Consider the following 19,975-nt stretch of genomic DNA (forward strand, 5'->3'; position numbering starts at 1 on the left):
GACTTAGAGACTGAGAGACTTAGGGGATTAAGAATGATGAATTGAAAAATTAGGATATTAGAGAACCGGGAAAAAGGTGAAAGCTCGAAGGTGAAAGCTGAAAGTGAAAAGGACTTGACAGATGACAGATGTGAAAATGTAAGAAGTGAAAGGTAAGAGGTGGTAGGTGGGAGGTAATTGGTAAAAATTGTGAGCTTGAAGTTGGAAGCTGGAAGTCGGAAAAAAACTTGACGGATGACGGATGTGAAAATGTAAGAAGTGAAAGGTAAGAGGTGGTAGGTGGGAGGTAAACTGAGTCAAACATAATCCATTGAGAAATCCCGGAGGCCTGTCTACCGACTAGGTAGAGATTCAATACCGAGAGGTTATTAGCCCCGGATGGCAACCCGGGTAGAATGGAATGCCGAATAGGAATAAACCCTGAAGGGGTTTAAGGAATAGGGAAAAGGTGAAAGCTCGAAGGTGAAAGCTGAAAGTGGCATGAAGCTCAAAGTAGGGATAACAAATCAGCAGTTGAAAAACAGTGCCGTAGGCACGAACGATTTAATAGCCCGGTAATTTATTGCCGGGATCATAGGATAAAAATTGGTAAAAATTAGTGCCGTAGGTACGACAGATTTTCTCCGCGTTGAGGAATGCTCGGGAAAGTGAGAAAAAGCCCAAAGCTGTATTAAGAACGGTCTAACAGGAAAATATAGGTTTAGCATAATGCCTAATGTTCAGAACCCTGTTGTCGGGTTATCAAGACCCACCTGCGGGGGTCTGTTGTCGGACTAGGTTATCGGAGCTATTGTGACATGGGGTTTCGATTTGCTTGCCAGTTGTATTCGAGATTTCCACCACAGTTTCTGTTCTCCGATTTCTGTTTCCCTGCTCACCGATGCCGTTTTTCAAATCTTGTCGGGCCTACCTACCTTAGGTGGATTGCCCGAAATTCATGGCCATTGGGAATGGGTTGGAGGCAGAAAGTTGATGAATGGATAAATGGAAAACAGATAAACTGAGAACAGCGGATGCGATCGAAGGATTGAATCCAGAAAACCTTACAACGTGATCACCCCTTCCAAAACCTGGCAATCTAAGGCAAAAGATTTCTTTGCGGATAATCCCGAAATTATAATCCTATTTCTCCCATTTTTATTAAATTTAAAAAGCATTGGTTGGTGTTTATAGACTGTTTACTAACATTTTATATCCTTTCATTAATTAATTGAATTGATTAAAGACATCCTTAACTGTCATGCATATACACAGGTTTAATTTGTCCTATATGGTTTTTAGCCATATCAAAGCCATTTGTAAAGCGCTTTTTTGGTTGTGCTTTTTTTTGGGATTGCCTCCAAGTTTGGTTCAGGCACAGGACCGTGCTATGATTGACAGTTTATTGGTCGAACTTTCCAAAAGCCAAAAGGACACCAACAGGGTTTGGCTGCTTCGGGATATTGCCTACTACCACATGGATACGGATTTGGATTCGACCATTCATTATGGACAGGCGGGCTTTAATCTGGCCAAGGAGCTAGGTTTCGAAAAGGGTCAGATTTGGTCTATCTATCAAAAAGCCCTGGCTTTAGAGTTTCAGGACAAATTTGAGGAGGCCATGAAGCATCTTGAATTTGCCTTCGACCTGGCAGAAGCTGCAGAAGATACCATCAGCATGGCCAAACTGAAGAATGCCATGGGTGTGGCTTACTATTATCAGACCAATTTCGAAAAAGCCCTTCCCCACTACCATGCCGCCCTGGATCTCAGTGAAAGATCCAACTACCTGGAAGGTGCTGCCCATGCCTTGAACAATCTGGGGGTGATCTACCGCTACCGGAGAAATTTCCAAAAGGCCTTGGATACCTATGAAAAGTCCTTGCAAATCAAGGCTGACCTGCAGGATACCATCGCCCTGATCAATTCCCATCATAACCTGGGCTTACTTTATTCCTACACCCAGAATTTTGAGAAAAGCCTTCAGCAGTTTTCAATCGCCCAAAAATTGTCCGAAGACATGGCTTATGACAGAGACATGGCCGAAGTCAATGTAGGCTTGGGAGTGGCCCTGTATCATCTGGGCGAATTTGATGAAGCCTATGAGAGGCTGAAAGCAGGTTATGAAAACCTTATGAATGACAAAATACATGAAAAAGCAGCTGCTTTGGCTTACCTGGGTATGCTGGAAATCAAATCCGGAAAATCTGAGGAAGGACTGAAAAAGCTCACCGCTGCCCATAAAATGGTCGAAAATTCTGAGCGGTTGGAACTGCGAAAGCAAGTGGTCAAGGAACTTGCCAATGCATACGAATTTTTAGGTGAACCGGAAGCAGCCATTCAGTCCTGGAAAAGTTACAACCTCCTCCATGACAGCATCAACAACGAACAAAAGCATTGGGCCTTTGAGGAAATGCAGGCCCGGTTTGAAGCCATAGAGAAAGACAAACAAATCATGTCCCAGGAAGCTGCCATAGCCAAAGAAAAATCCCAAAACACCAAACTCATGGTCGTTCTCGTCACACTGTTTTTGCTTTCGATCGGGGCAGGTTATTATTGGTTGCAAAGGTGGAAAAAGACCACCGCTTTTCAAAAAACCTTAGCGGCCAACGGCAAAGTCCTGAATGACAGGATCGCCCGACAACGCAATGGAAAAACCATTGATTTTGAGCAGATCAACCGGCAACTTATCGCCCCGCTCACCAAAAGGGAAAGTGAAATCATCCAACTGGTGGAAAAGGGCCATACCAATCATGAAATTGCAGACATATTGTTTGTCAGTGAAAACACAATCAAAACCCATCTGAAAAACATCTTCTCCAAAACCCACGCCCAAAACCGAACCGATTTGCTGCATAAGCTTAGGAGTTATTGATTGACGGAAGACGGATGTTGGATGACGGATGATAAAATGGTAAGAAGTGAAAGGTAAGAGGTGGTAGGTGGGATGGGATTTAAATGGTAAAAATTGTGAGTTTGAAGCTAGAAGCTCAAAGCTGAAAGTTTCTTATCTCGTAACTCTTTCATAATTCATTATTCATCATTCTAAATTCATAATTCAAAACCAGTAACTCCCAATTCATCATTCAAAATTTATAATTCCTTCAGGATTAGCTGAAAGTAGAGAGGATTTGACAGATGTCGGATGACGGATGTCGGATGATAAAATGGTAAGAAGTGATAGGTAAGGGGTGGTAGGTGGGATGGGATTTAAATGGTAAAAATTGTGAGTTTGAAGCTAGAAGCTCAAAGCTGAAAGCTGAAAGTTTCTTATCTCGTAACTCTTTCATAATTCATTATTCATCATTCTAAATTCATAATTCAAAACCAGTAACTCCCAATTCATCATTCAAAATTTATAATTCCTTCAGGATAAGTTGAAAGTAGAGAGGACTTGACAGATGTCGGATGTCGGATGTCGGATGATAAAATGGTAAGAAGTAAAAGGTAAGGGGTGGTAGATGGGATGTAATCTGAGTCAAACAAAATCCATTGAGAAATCCCGGAGGCCTGTCTACCGACTAGGTAGAGATTTAATACCGAGAGGTTATTAGCCCCGGGTGGCAACCCGGGTAGTATGGAAAGCCTATGGAATAAAACCCTGAAGGGGTTTAAAGGATAGGGACAAGGCTCGAATCTCGAAAAAAATCTGTGAAAATCTGTGTAATCTGTGAGAGAAAATCAGATCCGAGAAACCTGTGAGCAAATATACCTAGCTCTACTCCCATTCATCCAAAAAAAATCTGTGAGAATCTGTGAAATCTGTGCGCAAAAAAAATTGCCACCCTTGAGAAAAAAAAACTTATAAAACCACATCAATTAATACCATCATACCAAAAAAATCACCCTTTTGGGTGATCTCTAAAATATGGAATAATCGGAAATTGCTGCTTCAAAACAAGCTAAATCCTGACCGTTCCTATGAAAAAAATCCTCAAAATCCTTGCCTATGTGTTCACTGCCCTGTTGGTGGTCATTGTGGTCGCGGTAGCCTATATATCCCTTGCTCTTCCCAATGTGGGGCCTGCCGATCCGGAATACAAAGTGGAAATAACCCCAGAGAAAGTTGCCCACGGAAAATACATGGCTTACCATGTGATGCAATGTGTGGACTGCCACTCCGTGAGGGATTTCAGTATCTTCAGTGGACCACCCATTGCCAGTACCCTGACCGCTGGCGGAGAAATCTTTGACCATTCCATGGGATTTCCGGGGGTTTTTGTGTCCCCCAATATCACGCCCTATGGCATTGGGGACTGGACCGATGGAGAATTGCTGCGATTGATTACCACCGGAGTAAAAAAAGACGGAGATCCCATCTTTCCTGTCATGCCTTACCACAATTTCGGAAAACTGGACCTGGAGGATGTGGAAGCCGTCATTGCCTACATCAGGTCACTTGAACCCGTGGAAACCAATCATCCTAAATCCAAGGCCGATTTTCCAATTAACCTGATCATGAGAACCTTACCGGCTAAACCCTCCTTTACCACCAAACCCAGTCCCATCGATCAAGTTGCCTATGGAGCATACCTTGTAACCGCAAGTTCCTGCGGAGAATGCCACACCAAATTTGAGAACGGTGAATTTGTGGGTGAATTTTTGGCAGGAGGAAGGGAATTCCTCTTTCCGGATGGCAGTTTACTGACTTCTCCCAACCTCACCCCTCATGAAAGCGGGTTGAAAAACTGGACCAAAGACATGTTTGTACAGCGATTCAAAATGTACCAAAACCATGAGGAATTGACTCCCGTCAAACCTGGTGAATTCCAAACTATCATGCCCTGGTTCATGTATTCCGGCATGACCGAACAGGATCTTGAAGCCATATACACCTATATCATGACATTGGATCCTGTAGAAAACTACATAGAAAAATTCAAGCCTGCGGTAAGCATGCGGTAAAAAATCAGTCGAATGAGTATGATAAGGGCTACCCATTTGAGGTAGCCCTATTTTTATTTTACCTTTTGGAGCTGTCTGATGTTCTTATCTGTGACGGATTTGAGCAAGGATATCCAGTTGTCGCCCTTATCTTCAGCAAAGACTCCAGGCCCAGGTATGGCTACCCGCATACCTACAATATGCATGGCCGCATTCCCTTGACCTTCATTTTTAAAATAAACATCCACGGCATTGATTTCGCGGGTAAACCTTGAAAGTTTATCAATGCAAGACCTGATCTCTGACTGAACGTGGGTGCTGAGTTCATCCTCAACAGATTGGACGTCTATTTTGATCCCCTGGTAATTTTCGGTATAGTTCATAAATTTAATTTTTTCAATATAAACCTCATATTATTTAAGTAAAAGGTATAATTTTTGTAATTTTAGATCTATTAAATTAAATCATTCAATTACAAATTTACTATTATAATTTTCTAAACCTTCTAAACATGAAATTATTCAGCCTAGATGAGTTTCTAAAACTCACCCAAAAAACCGGTAATCCATTTATATCCATTTACACGCCCACCCATAGGCAAAGCACCAACGGCTACCAAGCGGACAAAACCCATTTTAAAAATCAGCTTGCCAAAGCCGAAAAAGGTTTGGCAGAGGAATATGATATGGATGAGGATGAGATCAAAAAGATCACACAGCCCGCCAGAATCATACTGGATGATTATGACTTCTGGAAATACAATTCTGATATGCTTGCTTGCTTTTTGAACGATGGAGAGATGGAGATTTTTCAGCTTCCTGTTCATATCGAAGACAGCACTTGTTTCATTGGCACCAAACCTTTTTTGCTTCCGATGATTCCCGAGCTCAATGATGACGGACACTATTTTTTGCTTTTGCTTAATTTGGACCAAATCAGGCTGTATGAAGTAACCCGTAGCATCATTCAGGAAGTAACCATTGATCCTGAAGCGGTGGCTGTTTCATTCACAGGCGAAATGGAGGAAATGGAGAATCAGTCCCACTTGCATGCACAGGGTAGGGTAGGCAATGCAGGAGCCATGTACCACGGGCATGGAGACGGTTCGGACGAGGAGAAAAAATCAGATATTCTTAATTATTTCCACAGAATGACCAATATGTTGGAGCCCATCCTTTATAAAAATCCACTGCCACTTTACCTGGCCGGCGTGGAATACCTGGGTCCCATTTTCAGGCAAGCCAGCAAATACAACCACTTGCAAGAAGGAATGGTTACGGGAGCATATTCAGAGAAAGACATGCAGGAACTTCACCAAAAATCATGGGAATTGGCAGAACCGTACTTTAGACAGGAAAGGCTGGCACGTAAAGAAGTTTTTGGTGCTAAAAAAGCCAAAAATCTAGCCATCAGCAATGACAACCACAAACTGATTTTGGCAGCATTGACAGGTGGAGTCGACACCCTTCTTGTCAATGAGAAACATGAGCATCTCTGGGGTAAATATGATCCTGAAACCCACAAAATTCACTTGAGCGATTCCAGACAAAACGGCAACCATTGCCTCATTGACGAAGCAGCTACTAAAGTAAAGGAATTCAAAGGAAAAGTTTATCTGGTAGCACCCGAAGACATGCCGGAAGACACCCAGATTGCAGGTACACTTCGGTATGCGCTATAAAAACCCGATTTGTGATTTAGGATTGCTATACCGGGCTTGAATTAAGGTTTCCCAAGACAAGAAAAAGGCTGCCAAATTTGAATTAGGCAGCCTTTTTCTTTGCATTCAAGTTAAGTTTTATTTTATCTCTTTTAAGGTATTCTCTACCAGCAAGGCCAAGTGTTCCTTGTGGGCTTTACTCGATAGATTCCCAGAAGGATTTCCTGCCTTTCTTTTGATGTAATTCAGGTTCTGAAGGGCGGCAGATTTGGCCAGATGACCGTATCGGTTGCTGTATGACCCCATGAGCATGGATTGTAGCATGTTCACATATTCCAGCTGAAGATTCTGACGAAAAGTATTGACGTTGCCATTGATATCGGCATCGACGATTGCTTTGGTAAGGTCATTCATGTAAGTCGCCAGATTATATTCATTGCCATACAATTCGGTATCTACCATCCTTTGCAGCGTGTTGTAGTGCAACAGGTGGCTGAGTACGTTCCGCTGGGCATTCAACACCTGCTGGTGAATCTTTGGATCCTCCGGCCCACTGAAGAAATTAAAACCTCTTCTTTGCCGCGCCAAATGATTGGCCAATCCTTCAGGAATGTCATAGGCATTGGGAGCAAACATGTATTTGGAAAGTGCCGACATGGCTCTTTTTTGGTCCTTGAGGCTAACAGGAGTAAACGGTTGGGTAGCCCCCTCCTGACCTGCCATGGCCCTATCCACATACACCCCTGCGATAAATCTGGACATTACGCCCCCAGCCGTAGCATATTGCCCCATCAGGACGTTGTAGGCTTGTGTAAGCTCTTGGTAGGACTCTCCCTCTTTGGTATATTTTTCCTGCAGTCCTCCCATCAATTTCTTGATGGTTTCCATCATATGGACGGAGTACTTGATTTGGTCGTTGGAAAGATCACCGATCATTACCCGCGGGTCTATGGCCTTTCCAGGCGAACGCATGTCATCCGCATCATTTCCGAAGGCCAATTCAGGACGGGTAGAAAGAGCCAGGATTTTTTCCAGCTCTTCTTCGGAAGAAACCGGCGCATATCCAGCTTGAATCGCCCAGATATCATAAGGTCCCACCTTGGTGGAAAAATAATGGCCTTGTTTGTCTTTTTCAGCTGCAAGATTAATGGACAAATAGTCCATCACAGATCCTGACAGGGCTTTGCCCTGTATAAAGTCCTTGTCCCACAATTCTTCCGGAGAGAAAAGCTGAGAAGCTTTCATGTTGTGATTAAGCCCCAAGGTGTGCCCTACTTCATGCATCAACAGTTCTGCCATGGCCTCCTGTTTCATCCCTTCCATTTCAAATTCATCAGCCCCGTTGGCTCTCAAAAAGGCCTGTCCAAAAATCATGTTGTGTTGAAGGTGCGTACCGGCAATGCAATAATGCCCCTCATGCATGTTCATGGCCATGTCACCCTCCATGACTTCGTCTCCGAATAACCTCTCATAGACCACCCTGTTGGAATGGTAAACGAACTCCAACATGATGTCAGCGCCTAAAATCTGACCGGTACGGGGATTTACAAAACTAGGTCCATAGCCGCCAAAAGGAGGATTTGGTGAACTGGTCCACCTCAAAACATTGTATTGGATGTCACCGGCATCCCAGTCCGCATCATCAGGCTGCTGTTTGACCACCACCGCATTTTTAAATCCAGCAGCTTCAAAGGCCACATTCCATTCCATTACCGCATCTCTGATGGTTTGTCGCCATGCGGTAGGCGTTGTATTCTCTATCCACCATACGATGGGTTCTACAGGTTCGGAAATGTCTGCCTCGGGATTTTTTTTGCGTAGGTCCCATCGGTGGATCAGGTCCCTGAATGGGGTGGGACTGGTTGAAGTCATGTCAGTGACATTGGTGGTAAAATAACCCACTCTCGGATCATCAAACCTTGGTTCGTACCCATTATCTGGCACCTCTATGAGGCTGTGAAATACCTTAACACTCACATTTCTCCCGTCCGTAACTGCGCTTGAACCTCCATTTACCACTGATGGAGAAGAATAAACATATTCTATGGCAAGATCGGTGTTTTTTTCATAGTTCCTGACAGCCAAGACCTTGGTCTTGTCACTGTCTAGGTTGCCCAGCTTAAATGCCATGGGAGATTGCATGGGATAGGAAGAAGGTTTCACCTGTGTAAATGTTTCCTTTAGGAAAAGATTATCCGCTTTGATCAAAAGCAAACCCTTTTCTTCATCTTCAGCCTCTATTTTGGCACTTGCCATCACTCCATGGCTGATATTGGCATTTGATGCACGGCTCAGCGGGTTTTGGGGATCAAAATAATGCGATACATTTTGTGTCACAAACTCGATCCGATTGAAATACCGCTCCACTTTGAATATTTTGTTGTCCCCGTAAGCACCCCTGAAAGTGGAAGCATCCACCACCCCGTCAGCAATCTGGCTGAAATAAATAAATTCTTTCCCGATCTGATCTTTGGCAACCAGCATCTTGATTTCACCGGAAACGGTGTCTTGAAAAAAAGTAAAAAGACCTTCGAATTTTTTGTGGCCTTTGGTAAGGTCTTCTATTTTCTTTTTCTCACTTTTTTTCTCTGGGGCAGTTGTAACTACAGGTGTTTCAGCAGACTTTTTCTTCTTTTTTTGGGCCATGGCATCATTGCCTGACATGATGGTAACTGCAAAAATCAATGTCATTGACAACAAAAGGCATTTGGTCACTTTTATCATTTTTTTAAGTTTAATATAGGCAAACAAATTACAAATTCTTTTCAAATTTCAATGAGTAGATAGGATTTATTCAAGGGTATAGGATAAAATTGTTCCCTCAGAAATATTGGATGATCTGTTAAAAAAATGTGCAATAGATCAAAAAAATCCCAGGCGTCTATGATTAATCCATCAATTCTGCCAGAGGTTTCTGAACTTGGCCGGAAGTATTTTTCAAAACCATAATTCCTATTCCCAAAAGGATAAACGGGATACTTAAAAGCTGTCCCATATTAAGTAACAAATCGGCTTCAAAATCAGATTGATCAATTTTGAGAAACTCGATGAAAAACCTGGCGATAAATGTGCAAACCAAATACAAACCAAATAGAAATCCTTTCTTGTGTCGGTTTACCTTATCAAAGTATTGAAGAAAGAAGAAAAGCACTAGGTAAAAGATGGCCTCATACAGCTGCCCTGGATGCCGTGGAATCATATCCACTTTGGCAAAAATAAATGCCCAAGGAACATCGGCGGGTTTCCCGATAATCTCCGAGTTCATCAAATTACCCAACCTGATACATGCCCCTGCCAAAGGGACCACCAATGCCATTTTATCCAAGAGCCACCACAAATCAATCTGCTCTTTCCGAGCGAATATGATCAACACCAGGATAACAGCTATTCCCCCTCCATGAGATGCCAATCCTCTAAACCCAACAAATTCAAAACGCGGATCGAAAGTAAAAGGAAGGATAATTTCAAGTAGGTGATCAGAATAGTAATCCCAATCATAAAAAAAGCAGTGACCCAATCTCGCCCCAATGATGGTAGCAAAAATCACATACATGATCAGTCTTCCCAGTTGTTCATCTTGCAGGCCTGCTTTTTGGAAATGTTTTTTGAGGATAAAATAACTGGAAACAAACGCAATTAAGAAAAAAAGTGAGTACCAAGCCAATTGATAAAAACCCAAGTCAAGAATGATTTCATTTGGGTTCCAAAATATTTGATGGATCATCATGAAGTTATAGGTGCTTTTAAATCTTAGTCTACTTCCAAACTTAAATCAACATGTACCGAGAATACTATTGGAGTGGTATACCCGCTAGGAAAAAATCTAAGAAATCTCCATATACGCTTCCTGCATTTTTTTTCATTCCAATGATCTTTAGGGTGTCCTTTTTTAGTACCAATCCCTTTCTTCTGGGTCAGGGTAAAGAAAAAAACCCGGATTGGACTCCGGGCTTTGAATTTTTAATTGACAGTAATGGGCAATCTAAGTTTTTCCCATCGCACCACGATTCCAGGTGATTCGACGGCAACCGTCAATTGTTCCTGGTGTTCATCGACCCATTCCGGAGTGCTTTCAACACGGATTACGTCATTTTCTTCTTTGTATTGGTAGTGACCATGTTCCAGATCCCAGTCACTGTTTAATATGACTGTCCAGTTTCCTGAAGACCTCGGAATGGTAAACAAGGAATATTTACCTGCTGATACTGGCTTCCCTTCTAAGGTAACATCAGTATCAAATTCCACCCAGGTGGCTTCATTCGCACCGGTACGCCATACCTCATTGTAAGGCACCAAGTCACCCCAAACCTTTCGGTCTTTGGTGGATGGGGCACCGTATTGCATGTTTATTTTTTTCCCTGAAACTTCACCGGAGATGGTTCTCAAAGGGCTGGGCCTTTCCTCCACCTCAGGTGTCTCTTCCATCATTTCATTCATTTCGGAATTATCTTCCGTGGGTTTTTCTCCACAACTGTATAAGATCACAGAGGTGGCCATTAAAAAGGTGAAAAGCAAATAACTTGATTTTTTCATAGCTTGAGAATTGATTTACAAGAACGAATTTAGCCAATTTTTTAATTTCTCAAGCTATCTTTTTCAATGCGGGGCAAAATTTGCATGTTTTTGCTGGAATAGGTTTTGGATCCTTTTCAGTGCAATGGAAAATAAAAGAATTACCTTTATCGCTTTGGTTTGCGTTTTTCAACACACCAATCCAAAAAGAATGCTTTCAAAAACGCCTAATTTTTCATTACTTACCGATTCATTTGTCCGAAGAAAAATATAAGCATGGCGCATTTCCTTTCTATTCCCAGAATTGTTGTCTGTTTTTGCCTTTTTTGTCTATCCTATATAGCCATTTTACCTATTTTTGCACAGGATAATCCCTTTTCTGGCCCAAGTCCCTGGCCTGAAATCAGGCAAGAGCGACTCAAAAACCTATTGCCTAAAGCCATGGAAACGACAGGGGTGGATGCTTGGGTGATTGTCTGCCGAGAAAACAACAATGATCCCATAGCCCATCATGTCGGTGGTGAAAATGCAGGTGGTACAGCTGTATTTCTTTTCTTTTTGGAAAGGGGAAAAATCAATTCTCTTGTTTTCTCTCCAATCGGAGAAGCTACTGCTTTGGCTGAACTTGACATTCATGATGAGGTAAGGCCGGTTCAAAGGGGCTTGAGTGCCATTGATATGGCAGGAGATTACATCAAAGCCAAAAATTTTCAAAAAATCGCGGTCAACAGCTCAGAAGAAAACGAAATGGCTGACGGGTTGAGCTATACTCAGCGATTGAGGCTTGAGGATGCGTTTGGGAACATGTCTGACAGATTTGTTTCTTCCAGTGAATTGCTAAATGAATGGCTTTCCATAAAGACCCCAGCAGAAGTTGCCATTCTGACCAAGGCTGCAGAACTGACAGCCCAATGGCAAATAGAGGCCTACAAGCAAGTGGTTCCCGGCCTCAGTACCGATGCGGATATCGCAAGATTTCTCAAAAACAAGATGAAGGCATTTGGCGTGAAAGACGGTTGGTCTCCAGACCAAAATCCCAATGTCAATTCAGGTCCTGACAGAGGACATTCCCATGCCACCGACAAGGTGATCATGCCCGGCGATGTCATTCAGATTGATTTTGGCATCAAGGTTTTTGACATGTGGGTTACCGATATTCAGCGTTTTGCTTATGTGCTCAGACCGGGTGAAAAATCAGCCCCCGATTCTGTTCAGTATTATTGGGAATCTTCCAAAGGAGGAAGTCGCATTGCTCTAGCTGCTATGAAACCTGGAGTCACCGGGTATGAAGTGGACAAAGCCCAGCGGGATTGGATGGCAAAAAGGGGTTCGGAATATGTCATGTGGAGCACAGGTCATCCTGTAGGTTATGTGGCACATGATGTGGGACCAAATCTGGGTGGTGCCCAAATGAACAATGCGGCACTGCGACCTGCCTCACAAAAAGTCCTGAAGCCAGGGATGGTTTTTGCCTTTGACGGATTCCATACTTGGAAGCTTCCTGAAAATGGTGAAAAAACAATGTCTGTAGAGGAAATGGCCGTAATCACAGAAGATGGGGCACGTTACCTAATCCCTCCTCAAGAAAACTTGATCTTGATCAGTTCAGATCAAAGAAAATAAATCCAAAAAAGATAAACCCATCTCCCAATTCATGCCGTTACAGTCACAAGTATATGCTTTAAAATTATCGCTGTAGGATGCGTTTTCTCACTATTTCTCTATTTCTGATTTCCGTAATTTTATTTTTCAGTGTAAATATTTCGCCTGAAGTACTCCCCTATGCAGGCCTGATGCCTCTTTTGATCCCTTTGGTCATTGGCTTGAACCTTTTGTTTCTCGTGGTATTGATTATGGCCAAAAGAAAACTACTCATCGTACCGCTGATCGCCTTGATCTTGGGATGGAAATTTGTGGTAGTGACCTTCCAATGGAACAGCCCACTTGATGCTGACAAAAAACTGGAGGTACTCAGTTATAATGTGCATCTTTTTAATTATGCGGCCAAAGGCACCGAAGTCAATACCCACCGGGAAAATGTATTCCGATGGATCAGGGAACACCCTGCTGAAGTCAAATGTCTTCAGGAAATGTACCAGGACTACACCACCCCCACACACAATGCGATCAAACGCCTCAGCGAGGAAGGAAAGATCAATTATTCCTACCACGTCATCAGTGGGGATGAGAAAAGAAAATCTGTCGGCATAGGTATATTCAGTAAATTTCCCATCATCAATGAAGGGAAGATATTCGACAACAAAGTAAACAATGGGGTGATCTTTGTTGACATTAAGGTGGATAAAGACACCCTCAGGATTTACAACGGACACCTGGAATCCATGAGCATTGATGCCGCCGGGCTTGCCAACGTAGAGGGCATACGGGAGAACTACCGAGAAACGCTCAAAAGGCTGAAAAAGGGAATCAATTCAAGAGCTGCCCAAGTTAACATCCTGAATGAACACATCCAAAACAGCCCGCATCCGGTTATTATCATGGGAGACTTTAACGATGTGCCTTTTAGCTACACCTATTTTACTTTTCGAAAAATCCTGGACAATGCCTTCGAAAAAGGGGGAAAGGGATTTGGTTTTACCTTCAACAGAGTACTGGTTTTTTTGAGAATTGACCATATTTTTAATGACATGGATCTGGAGGTCATACAATTTAAAACCCACAAAGAAGTGGATTACTCCGACCATTTTCCCATCTCAGCCAGTTACACATGGTCATCACCCTTTAAGTCTTCTTCAATAGATGATATCGATTGAATTTCTTTTTCCAAATTTTGTTTAAGGGCAACAACAACACCGGCAACAAAATAAGGTCAGCCAACAAAGCAAAAATCAAAGACATGCTGATCAGCAGACCGCTGTAATAAGTCACGCCAAACTGACTGAATGTAAGGATAAAGAAACCGGAAGAAAGGATGATTGTGGTCAGGATAATGGCTTTCCCGGTGGTCAGATAGGTTCTTTTGATGGCATAAATCAATGACTTTCCACCCACCAATTCAGATTGTAACTTGGTCATAAAATGGATGCTGTCATCCACCGCAATGCCAAAGGCCACAGTAAAGATGATGGCCGTAGAGAGCTTGAGGTCTATGTCCATCAGCCACATCAAGCCGCCCATCCACAGCAAAGGGATGATGTTGGGCAGCAAAACCACCAAAGCGATTCTCCATGACCGAAACAAAAAACCCGCTATCAAACCAACCAACACAAAGGCCACGGATAGTCCTCTCGCCATTTGCCAACTGATGCTGCTGTGGCTTTTGTCAATTAACAAAGAGGTGCCTGTCATTCGAACCTGTAGATAGGAATTGTCTATTTCTGTTTCCACAAAATGCCTGAATTTAGCCTTTAGCTGTTCTCCTTTATAACTTCCTACATCAGCCATCCTGGTAGATAACCTCCCTTTTTTTTGGTCCTCAGACAGTATTTTTACATCCATCTTACGGATACCTTGATCCAAATAGCGCTGCATTCTCTCAAATTGTCCCCTACTTGGGAGAACATACGCTTTGCTGTTGCCACCATTTTGCGCTTTATTAAGGCCTTTTACCAGCGCAAGTGGGGAGAAAATGGCCCCCGTCTCAAAATTGGTTTCCAAAAAAGATTCCAGTGCATCCATCTGCACCAAAACAGGGTATTCCAATAAATCCTCAGCCCCTTTTCCTACCTCAATGGAAAACTCCAAAGGTTTGGAACCACCCAAATATTCATCAAAAAACTCAAAATCCTGAACCAAAGGATGGTCTTGGGGTAAGTTGTCCAAAAGGTAACCATCGACCTTCAATTGGCTTACCGCCAAGAAGGCGAGAAAGGTAAGAAGGGCAAAACCTACCAAAACCTTCTTTTGATGCGCTAGGATCAGCAGCAGGAGTTTTCTCAAATTGACCAACCAAAAAGAACGCAGCACGGGGTCTTTAGCCCCTGCCAATGGGGAAAAAAGATACAAAAATCCCGGTGTCAACAACATGATGGCGAGAAACATGATCATTACCCCTATCCCGGTATACAATCCAAATTCCTTTAAACTGACCACATTGGTGAAATAAAGAGAAACAAATCCCAATGAAGTCGTTAGGCAGGTTAAAAAAACTGCCAATGAGAGTTCGGAGAATGTTTTTTCAATGGCTTGGCTTTTGCTTAGACCTTCTCTTAATTTGGCCATATAAAGCGTCAAAAAATGGACAAGACCACTCAAACCTATGATCAGCAGGATGGTGGGTTGCATGACCATCATCACATCCAATGCCTTTCCCGACAGCAGCATGATGGAAAAGGTCCATCCCACCCCGAAAGCCAAAACAAAAAAGGGCAAAACCACCCCCCACCAAGTTCTGAATATCCACCAGAGTAAAATCACGATTAGGACGGCAGAAATGCTCAGAAAGAAAATAAATTCCGATTGCAACAGCTGCACAAACTCACCTTGAGCTTTGATTTTTCCTGCTGTAACCGCCTCCTCAAAACCAAATTCCCTGATCAAATGATCAATTTCCCGGTAAAGGGTGTCCCCATCTTCTTTGAGGATATTTTGCTCATTTTTGACAATGATGTTCAAAAATCTGCCATCTTCTCTGATCAAATTTCCCGTGTATTGCCTATCGGCCAAGATTCTTTGTTTTTGCCCCTTTAAATTACTCGGGTCCTCCCAGTTCAAAAGGCTCCTTTCCGAAATGCCAAAAGCACCTATGATGGGCTCCGTCAAAAAAAGTAAGGAAACTACTTGGTCCACCTTTCTGAGCTGAGCTATACCATTTTGTAAAGCTGCTGCTTTTTCCAGAAATTCCTGTTCAAATACATCTGGCTCATTTCCCAGGGCGATCAATAAATAGTCATTGTCATTTTCGAATTGCTTCCTAAAAGTCTGGTAATAGGTCAATTCCGGATCATCCACTGGGAAAAAATTTTCAAAATCATAATTGAAGCGTGGGACAGGTCCTAAAAAGACAAAAACTGCACTGACCAATGCGGCCATTGCCAAACCCAAAAAAGCACTTTTCTGACTAAACATGAAGTATTTGTTCTACCAAATATACTGGCTTTGGAACAAAAAGTTTGAAAAGAATTGATTTCAATTCCTCAGACTTATCAGTTGGATTTCTTTGGGGTTTCTGCCACTTTACTTTTGACTAACGGTTTGGTATGGAAACCAAATTTCATTTATTTTGGAGAAATTTTAAATTTACCTATGAGAATAATTTATCTATGCCTGCTTTTGGCTGCTGGAAGTCTTCATTCTATTATCCTACACGCACAGAACCACCGTTGGCAACAGGCTGTCAAGTATGACATGGAGCTGGAGATGGATGTCAAGAAAAACCAGTATAAAGGCACCCAAACCCTGGTTTATACCAACAATTCCCCTGACACCCTATTCAGGGCTTTTTATCACCTTTACTTTAACGCCTTTCAGCCCAACAGCATGATGGATGTAAGGTCCAGAACCATAGCGGACCCTGACAGGAGAGTGGCTGATCGCATTCAAAACCTAAAACCTGATGAGATTGGCTATCTAAAGGTCAGTAACCTGACCATGGACGGGAAAGCCCAGCCGATTTCCCATGTGGGCACCATTTTGGAAATAGATCTCAATGAGCCTATCCTTCCACAGGCAACGGTTACTTTTCAACTGGATTTTGAAGGTCAGGTGCCTTTGCAGGTCAGAAGATCCGGCAGAGACAGTGAAGAGGGTGTTCGGTATTCCATGTCCCAATGGTATCCCAAGATGGCCAATTACGATGAACAAGGTTGGCATGCCAACCCCTATATTGGAAGGGAATTTTATGGAATTTGGGGTGATTTTGATGTAAAGATCACCATAGACAAAAGCTATATCCTGGGAGGAACCGGCTATCTTCAAAATGCCAATCAGATCGGTTTTGGCTATGAGGATGAGGGGGTCCAAGTCAAAGAACCTAGAGGGAAAACAAGAACCTGGCACTTTCATGCACCGAAGGTCCATGATTTCATGTGGGCTGCGGATCCCAATTATACCCATGACAGGATTGAAATGGACAATGGCATCACTGTTCACCATCTATACATTAAAAATTCCCAGACTGAAGAAAACTGGGAAAAACTCAAAACCTACACACCGGCTGCCATCAATTACATGAGCGAGAGGTTTGGCCAATACCCTTACAAACAGTTTTCTGTCATCCAAGGTGGTGATGGAGGCATGGAATACCCCATGTCTACCCTGATCACTGGAAACAGAAAATTGAATAGTTTAGTAGGTGTTATGGTCCATGAACTGGCCCATAGCTGGTTTCATGGCGTATTGGCAACAAATGAATCGCTTTATCCATGGATGGATGAGGGCTTTACCAGCTTTGCTACCAATGAAACCATGGCCGCCATATTCAGTGAAAAACCAAGTGGTTTTCCTCAATTGGGCTCCTATGTAGGGTATTTGAGATTGGTGGATTCCGGGAAGGAAGAACCTTTGAGCACTCATGCCGACCATTACGACACCAATATGGCCTATGGCGCAGCCTCATACTCTAAAGGAGCAGTATTCTTGGCTCAATTGGGTTATGTGATCGGAGAAGAAAATCGGGATAAAGCCATGCTTAGGTATTGGGATGAGTGGCAGTTTCGACACCCCAATGCCAACGACATCATCAGAGTCATGGAGAAAACAAGTGGAATGGAATTGGACTGGTACAAGGAATATTGGGTATATACCACCAAAACGATCGATTATGGGATCCAATCAGTCGAACCAAACAACGGTAATGGAGGAGTCAAAATCACTTTGGAAAGGATCGGGCTGATGCCGATGCCTATCGATCTAGTGATTACCTACCAAGATGGAAGTCAGGAATTGGTCTATCTGCCTTTGGTAATCCAAAGAGGCTCCAAGCCAGAAGAAGCGGGAATGCCAAAAAGGATCAAAACCCAAAAATGGCCATGGACCAATCCTACCACCGAAGTGACCCTGGACAAACCTCTTTCGGAAATCAGAAGGGTAGAAATAGATCCTACAGGTCGCATGGCAGATATTGATAGGGGAAACAATGTGAAAGAATTTTAACTGGTCAGTGCCAAATTTGACCTTCCTTTTGAACTGCTTGGATTTGATTTAATCCAAATCTTCAAAAGGAAGGTTTTTTGTTAATTGACTAAAATTTTTGGTGAATCTGGTACAACACCGTCTGCATTTCTTTTTTCAACTCATCAGAAGGGACTGTGAAATTGTTGAGCATAAAACTAAAATAAAATACTTTTCCTTTTTTGGTCAACAAATACCCACTCAAACAATTGCTCATGCTTAAGGTCCCGGTTTTGGCGTAGATGTAAGGTACACCTCCATCACCTGGGTACCAGTTTCTGATGGTACCTGAAGCCCCTCCGGCTGGAAAATAAGCCTTGATTTTTTCAAAAGGGACTTCTTGATGGATCTTTTTCAACAAAGCGATCACACTCCGGGGTGTAAACATGTTTCTAGCAGAAAGTCCGGATCCATCCATCCAGATGGGTTCATCCGGCAAGTCATTCAATAGGTTGGTTTTCGCATATCGGATGACAGCTTCGGTGCTCAAAGAATCGAACATCTGATCAGAAACCTGAAGCAACAGTTGTTCGGCCAAAAAGTTGTCACTGGATTTCATCATCCGAGCATACAGCGTATCCAAAGGGACAGAGGGCAATTTGTCATGAGGTCGGTCTTTGAACTTCTGGTAGTCTACCACTTCCACATCCCGATAAAGGTGGTCTGAAAGCAATTCAATTAACAAATTATCCGAAGTGACAAAAGGCTTATCGGTTTCAAAGCTCAAACTGTCCACCTCCGGGTTATATGCATAAGTAAATATATTTTCATTTTGGTTTCTCACTAGTTCATACCGCCCTTTTTCCAATGGATCAATTTCAAAAACGGCATCTGAAAAATACTCAGGATGAATATCCAATGTTTTGGATTCGGCCTTTTTACTTACCCGTACCACGTTGCCATAAATGGGAAAAGCGGATCTTTGGGTAGCAAAATAGTAGTTGTACCAATCCCAAGACCATCCGGGACCAAAGGGTTTGACCTGTTGGGAATTGCTTGCGTAATAAAGGTCTTTTTGGACTCCTTTTAAAAACCCGGGAATAAAACTCTGTTCAAAATCCGGATGGAGAAAAGAAGGGTCACCGGTTCCCCAAAAAACAAGAGAATCCCCGGAAATCAGATAATTTAGGCCATTGGCCAAGCTATCTCCCAATATTTTATAACTGGTATAAAAAGTGAAAAGCTTGGTATTGGAAGCAGGAATAAAATAGCGGTCTTCATTTAGGCTGGCCAAGACTTTTTGCTCAGAAGGATCATAAAGCATAAAGCCCACATGTCCTTTGTTAAAAACTTCAGAATCATGAACAGAACGTTCAATTTTTTTCAGGGTACATGAAAATGACAAAAGTAAAACAACTATCCAAATTTTTTTCATAGCACGAAAATCAATAAAAATCCTCTGTTCACAAATGCAAACAGAGGATTTTAAGCGTAATTAATTACTTGATCAAGGATTCACAGTAACGGTGATGTTTCTGGTAGTGCTGAAATTGCTTTCAGTAACCAATTCAAACTGCATCGTCAAAGTCGTACCCTCACTTCCTTCAGGAATTTCGTACTGGAATGTTTCCACATAGGAATCTTCCGTATTCCAGGAGGTGAAAGACCTGGTGGTAACATTTGAAGCAGTTCCACCCACCAAGCGGTTCATTCTTAATTCAGTGGCTGGCTCATGTTCAGAGTAAACAGTTGCAGTAAAAGTCACCGTCTGTCCCACTGAAGCAGTTGTATTAGAAACTGTCAGCGCCGATATGGTGCCTACCGCACCAACAACATCATATTCCGGTTCATCATCCTCTAAGATACAAGAGGTTGCAAAGACCATCATCAGGAGCATGACTGCTATATTTTTTATATTTTTCATCGTTA

General features: G+C 42.6%; 13 protein-coding genes. 6 read left to right on the forward strand and 7 right to left on the reverse strand.

Annotation, left to right across the window (positions count from 1 at the left end; translation table 11 throughout):
* Window positions 1–1,240 precede the first annotated feature (1,240 nt).
* Both H1A14_RS23370 and H1A14_RS18055 read left to right on the forward strand, forming a co-directional pair.
* A complete protein-coding gene (locus H1A14_RS23370; RefSeq protein ID WP_194777685.1) occupies window positions 1,241–2,854 on the forward strand; it encodes a tetratricopeptide repeat protein in 1,614 nt (537 codons plus the stop codon).
* Window positions 2,855–3,900: 1,046 nt separating this feature from the next.
* Entirely contained in the window at window positions 3,901–4,884 is a 984-nt protein-coding gene (locus H1A14_RS18055; RefSeq protein ID WP_194777686.1) for a c-type cytochrome, read from the forward strand.
* A 53-nt stretch (window positions 4,885–4,937) separates the two neighbouring features.
* Here the strand turns inward: H1A14_RS18055 and H1A14_RS18060 are convergent, their stop codons facing one another.
* The gene (locus tag H1A14_RS18060; protein WP_194777687.1) at window positions 4,938–5,246 is read right to left on the reverse strand and encodes an HPF/RaiA family ribosome-associated protein; all 309 of its coding nucleotides are present in this window, start codon (window positions 5,244–5,246) and stop codon (window positions 4,938–4,940) included.
* A 128-nt stretch (window positions 5,247–5,374) separates the two neighbouring features.
* On the opposite strand from H1A14_RS18060, the gene H1A14_RS18065 reads away from it, so the two are divergent.
* On the forward strand, window positions 5,375–6,544 hold the full coding sequence (locus H1A14_RS18065) for a baeRF7 domain-containing protein (RefSeq protein ID WP_194777688.1): 1,170 nt from the start codon (window positions 5,375–5,377) through the stop codon (window positions 6,542–6,544).
* 117 nt (window positions 6,545–6,661) lie between these two features.
* Here H1A14_RS18065 and H1A14_RS18070 read toward each other — a convergent pair whose 3' ends face one another.
* The 3 genes from H1A14_RS18070 to H1A14_RS18080 all read right to left on the reverse strand — a co-directional run bounded on the left by H1A14_RS18070 (window position 6,662) and on the right by H1A14_RS18080 (window position 11,056).
* Window positions 6,662–9,247, reverse strand: a complete 2,586-nt coding sequence (locus H1A14_RS18070) for a zinc-dependent metalloprotease (RefSeq protein WP_194777689.1) — start codon at window positions 9,245–9,247, stop codon at window positions 6,662–6,664.
* 163 nt (window positions 9,248–9,410) lie between these two features.
* Window positions 9,411–10,250, reverse strand: a complete 840-nt coding sequence (gene lgt, locus H1A14_RS18075) for a prolipoprotein diacylglyceryl transferase (RefSeq protein ID WP_228527857.1) — start codon at window positions 10,248–10,250, stop codon at window positions 9,411–9,413.
* 233 nt (window positions 10,251–10,483) lie between these two features.
* A complete protein-coding gene (locus H1A14_RS18080) occupies window positions 10,484–11,056 on the reverse strand; it encodes a DUF2911 domain-containing protein (protein ID WP_194777690.1) in 573 nt (190 codons plus the stop codon).
* Window positions 11,057–11,311: 255 nt separating this feature from the next.
* On the opposite strand from H1A14_RS18080, the gene H1A14_RS18085 reads away from it, so the two are divergent.
* Both H1A14_RS18085 and H1A14_RS18090 read left to right on the forward strand, forming a co-directional pair.
* Complete coding sequence (locus H1A14_RS18085) at window positions 11,312–12,658, forward strand: M24 family metallopeptidase (RefSeq protein ID WP_194777691.1); 1,347 nt, start codon at window positions 11,312–11,314, stop codon at window positions 12,656–12,658.
* A gap of 77 nt (window positions 12,659–12,735) precedes the next feature.
* Window positions 12,736–13,809: an endonuclease/exonuclease/phosphatase family protein gene (locus H1A14_RS18090; RefSeq protein ID WP_194777692.1), complete on the forward strand. Its 1,074-nt coding sequence runs from the start codon at window positions 12,736–12,738 to the stop codon at window positions 13,807–13,809.
* Here H1A14_RS18090 and H1A14_RS18095 read toward each other — a convergent pair.
* Window positions 13,778–16,063 (reverse strand): efflux RND transporter permease subunit, encoded by a 2,286-nt coding sequence (locus tag H1A14_RS18095; RefSeq protein WP_194777693.1) that lies wholly within the window; start codon window positions 16,061–16,063, stop codon window positions 13,778–13,780. The two genes, H1A14_RS18090 and H1A14_RS18095, sit on opposite strands and share 32 nt — an antisense overlap.
* Window positions 16,064–16,240: 177 nt before the next feature.
* Here H1A14_RS18095 and H1A14_RS18100 point away from each other — a divergent pair, with 177 nt between their 5' ends.
* Complete coding sequence (locus tag H1A14_RS18100) at window positions 16,241–18,088, forward strand: M1 family metallopeptidase (RefSeq protein ID WP_194777694.1); 1,848 nt, start codon at window positions 16,241–16,243, stop codon at window positions 18,086–18,088.
* A gap of 88 nt (window positions 18,089–18,176) precedes the next feature.
* Here the strand turns inward: H1A14_RS18100 and H1A14_RS18105 are convergent, their stop codons facing one another.
* Window positions 18,177–19,481, reverse strand: a complete 1,305-nt coding sequence (locus H1A14_RS18105; RefSeq protein ID WP_194777695.1) for a D-alanyl-D-alanine carboxypeptidase — start codon at window positions 19,479–19,481, stop codon at window positions 18,177–18,179.
* Between the two features lie 72 nt (window positions 19,482–19,553).
* Window positions 19,554–19,970 (reverse strand): hypothetical protein, encoded by a 417-nt coding sequence (locus H1A14_RS18110; RefSeq protein ID WP_194777696.1) that lies wholly within the window; start codon window positions 19,968–19,970, stop codon window positions 19,554–19,556.
* Window positions 19,971–19,975 lie beyond the last annotated feature (5 nt).

The sequence above is a fragment of the Pararhodonellum marinum genome, from assembly GCF_015354735.1.
Taxonomy (GTDB): domain Bacteria; phylum Bacteroidota; class Bacteroidia; order Cytophagales; family Cyclobacteriaceae; genus Pararhodonellum; species Pararhodonellum marinum.

Coding starts and splice junctions, on each gene's coding strand:
- H1A14_RS23370 (WP_194777685.1), top strand. CDS start 1,241: ATGCATATACACAGGTTTAATTTGTCCTATATGGTTTTTAGCCATATC.
- H1A14_RS18055 (WP_194777686.1), top strand. CDS start 3,901: ATGAAAAAAATCCTCAAAATCCTTGCCTATGTGTTCACTGCCCTGTTG.
- H1A14_RS18060 (WP_194777687.1), bottom strand. CDS start 5,246: ATGAACTATACCGAAAATTACCAGGGGATCAAAATAGACGTCCAATCT.
- H1A14_RS18065 (WP_194777688.1), top strand. CDS start 5,375: ATGAAATTATTCAGCCTAGATGAGTTTCTAAAACTCACCCAAAAAACC.
- H1A14_RS18070 (WP_194777689.1), bottom strand. CDS start 9,247: ATGATAAAAGTGACCAAATGCCTTTTGTTGTCAATGACATTGATTTTT.
- lgt (WP_228527857.1), bottom strand. CDS start 10,250: ATGATGATCCATCAAATATTTTGGAACCCAAATGAAATCATTCTTGAC.
- H1A14_RS18080 (WP_194777690.1), bottom strand. CDS start 11,056: ATGAAAAAATCAAGTTATTTGCTTTTCACCTTTTTAATGGCCACCTCT.
- H1A14_RS18085 (WP_194777691.1), top strand. CDS start 11,312: ATGGCGCATTTCCTTTCTATTCCCAGAATTGTTGTCTGTTTTTGCCTT.
- H1A14_RS18090 (WP_194777692.1), top strand. CDS start 12,736: ATGCGTTTTCTCACTATTTCTCTATTTCTGATTTCCGTAATTTTATTT.
- H1A14_RS18095 (WP_194777693.1), bottom strand. CDS start 16,063: ATGTTTAGTCAGAAAAGTGCTTTTTTGGGTTTGGCAATGGCCGCATTG.
- H1A14_RS18100 (WP_194777694.1), top strand. CDS start 16,241: ATGAGAATAATTTATCTATGCCTGCTTTTGGCTGCTGGAAGTCTTCAT.
- H1A14_RS18105 (WP_194777695.1), bottom strand. CDS start 19,481: ATGAAAAAAATTTGGATAGTTGTTTTACTTTTGTCATTTTCATGTACC.
- H1A14_RS18110 (WP_194777696.1), bottom strand. CDS start 19,970: ATGAAAAATATAAAAAATATAGCAGTCATGCTCCTGATGATGGTCTTT.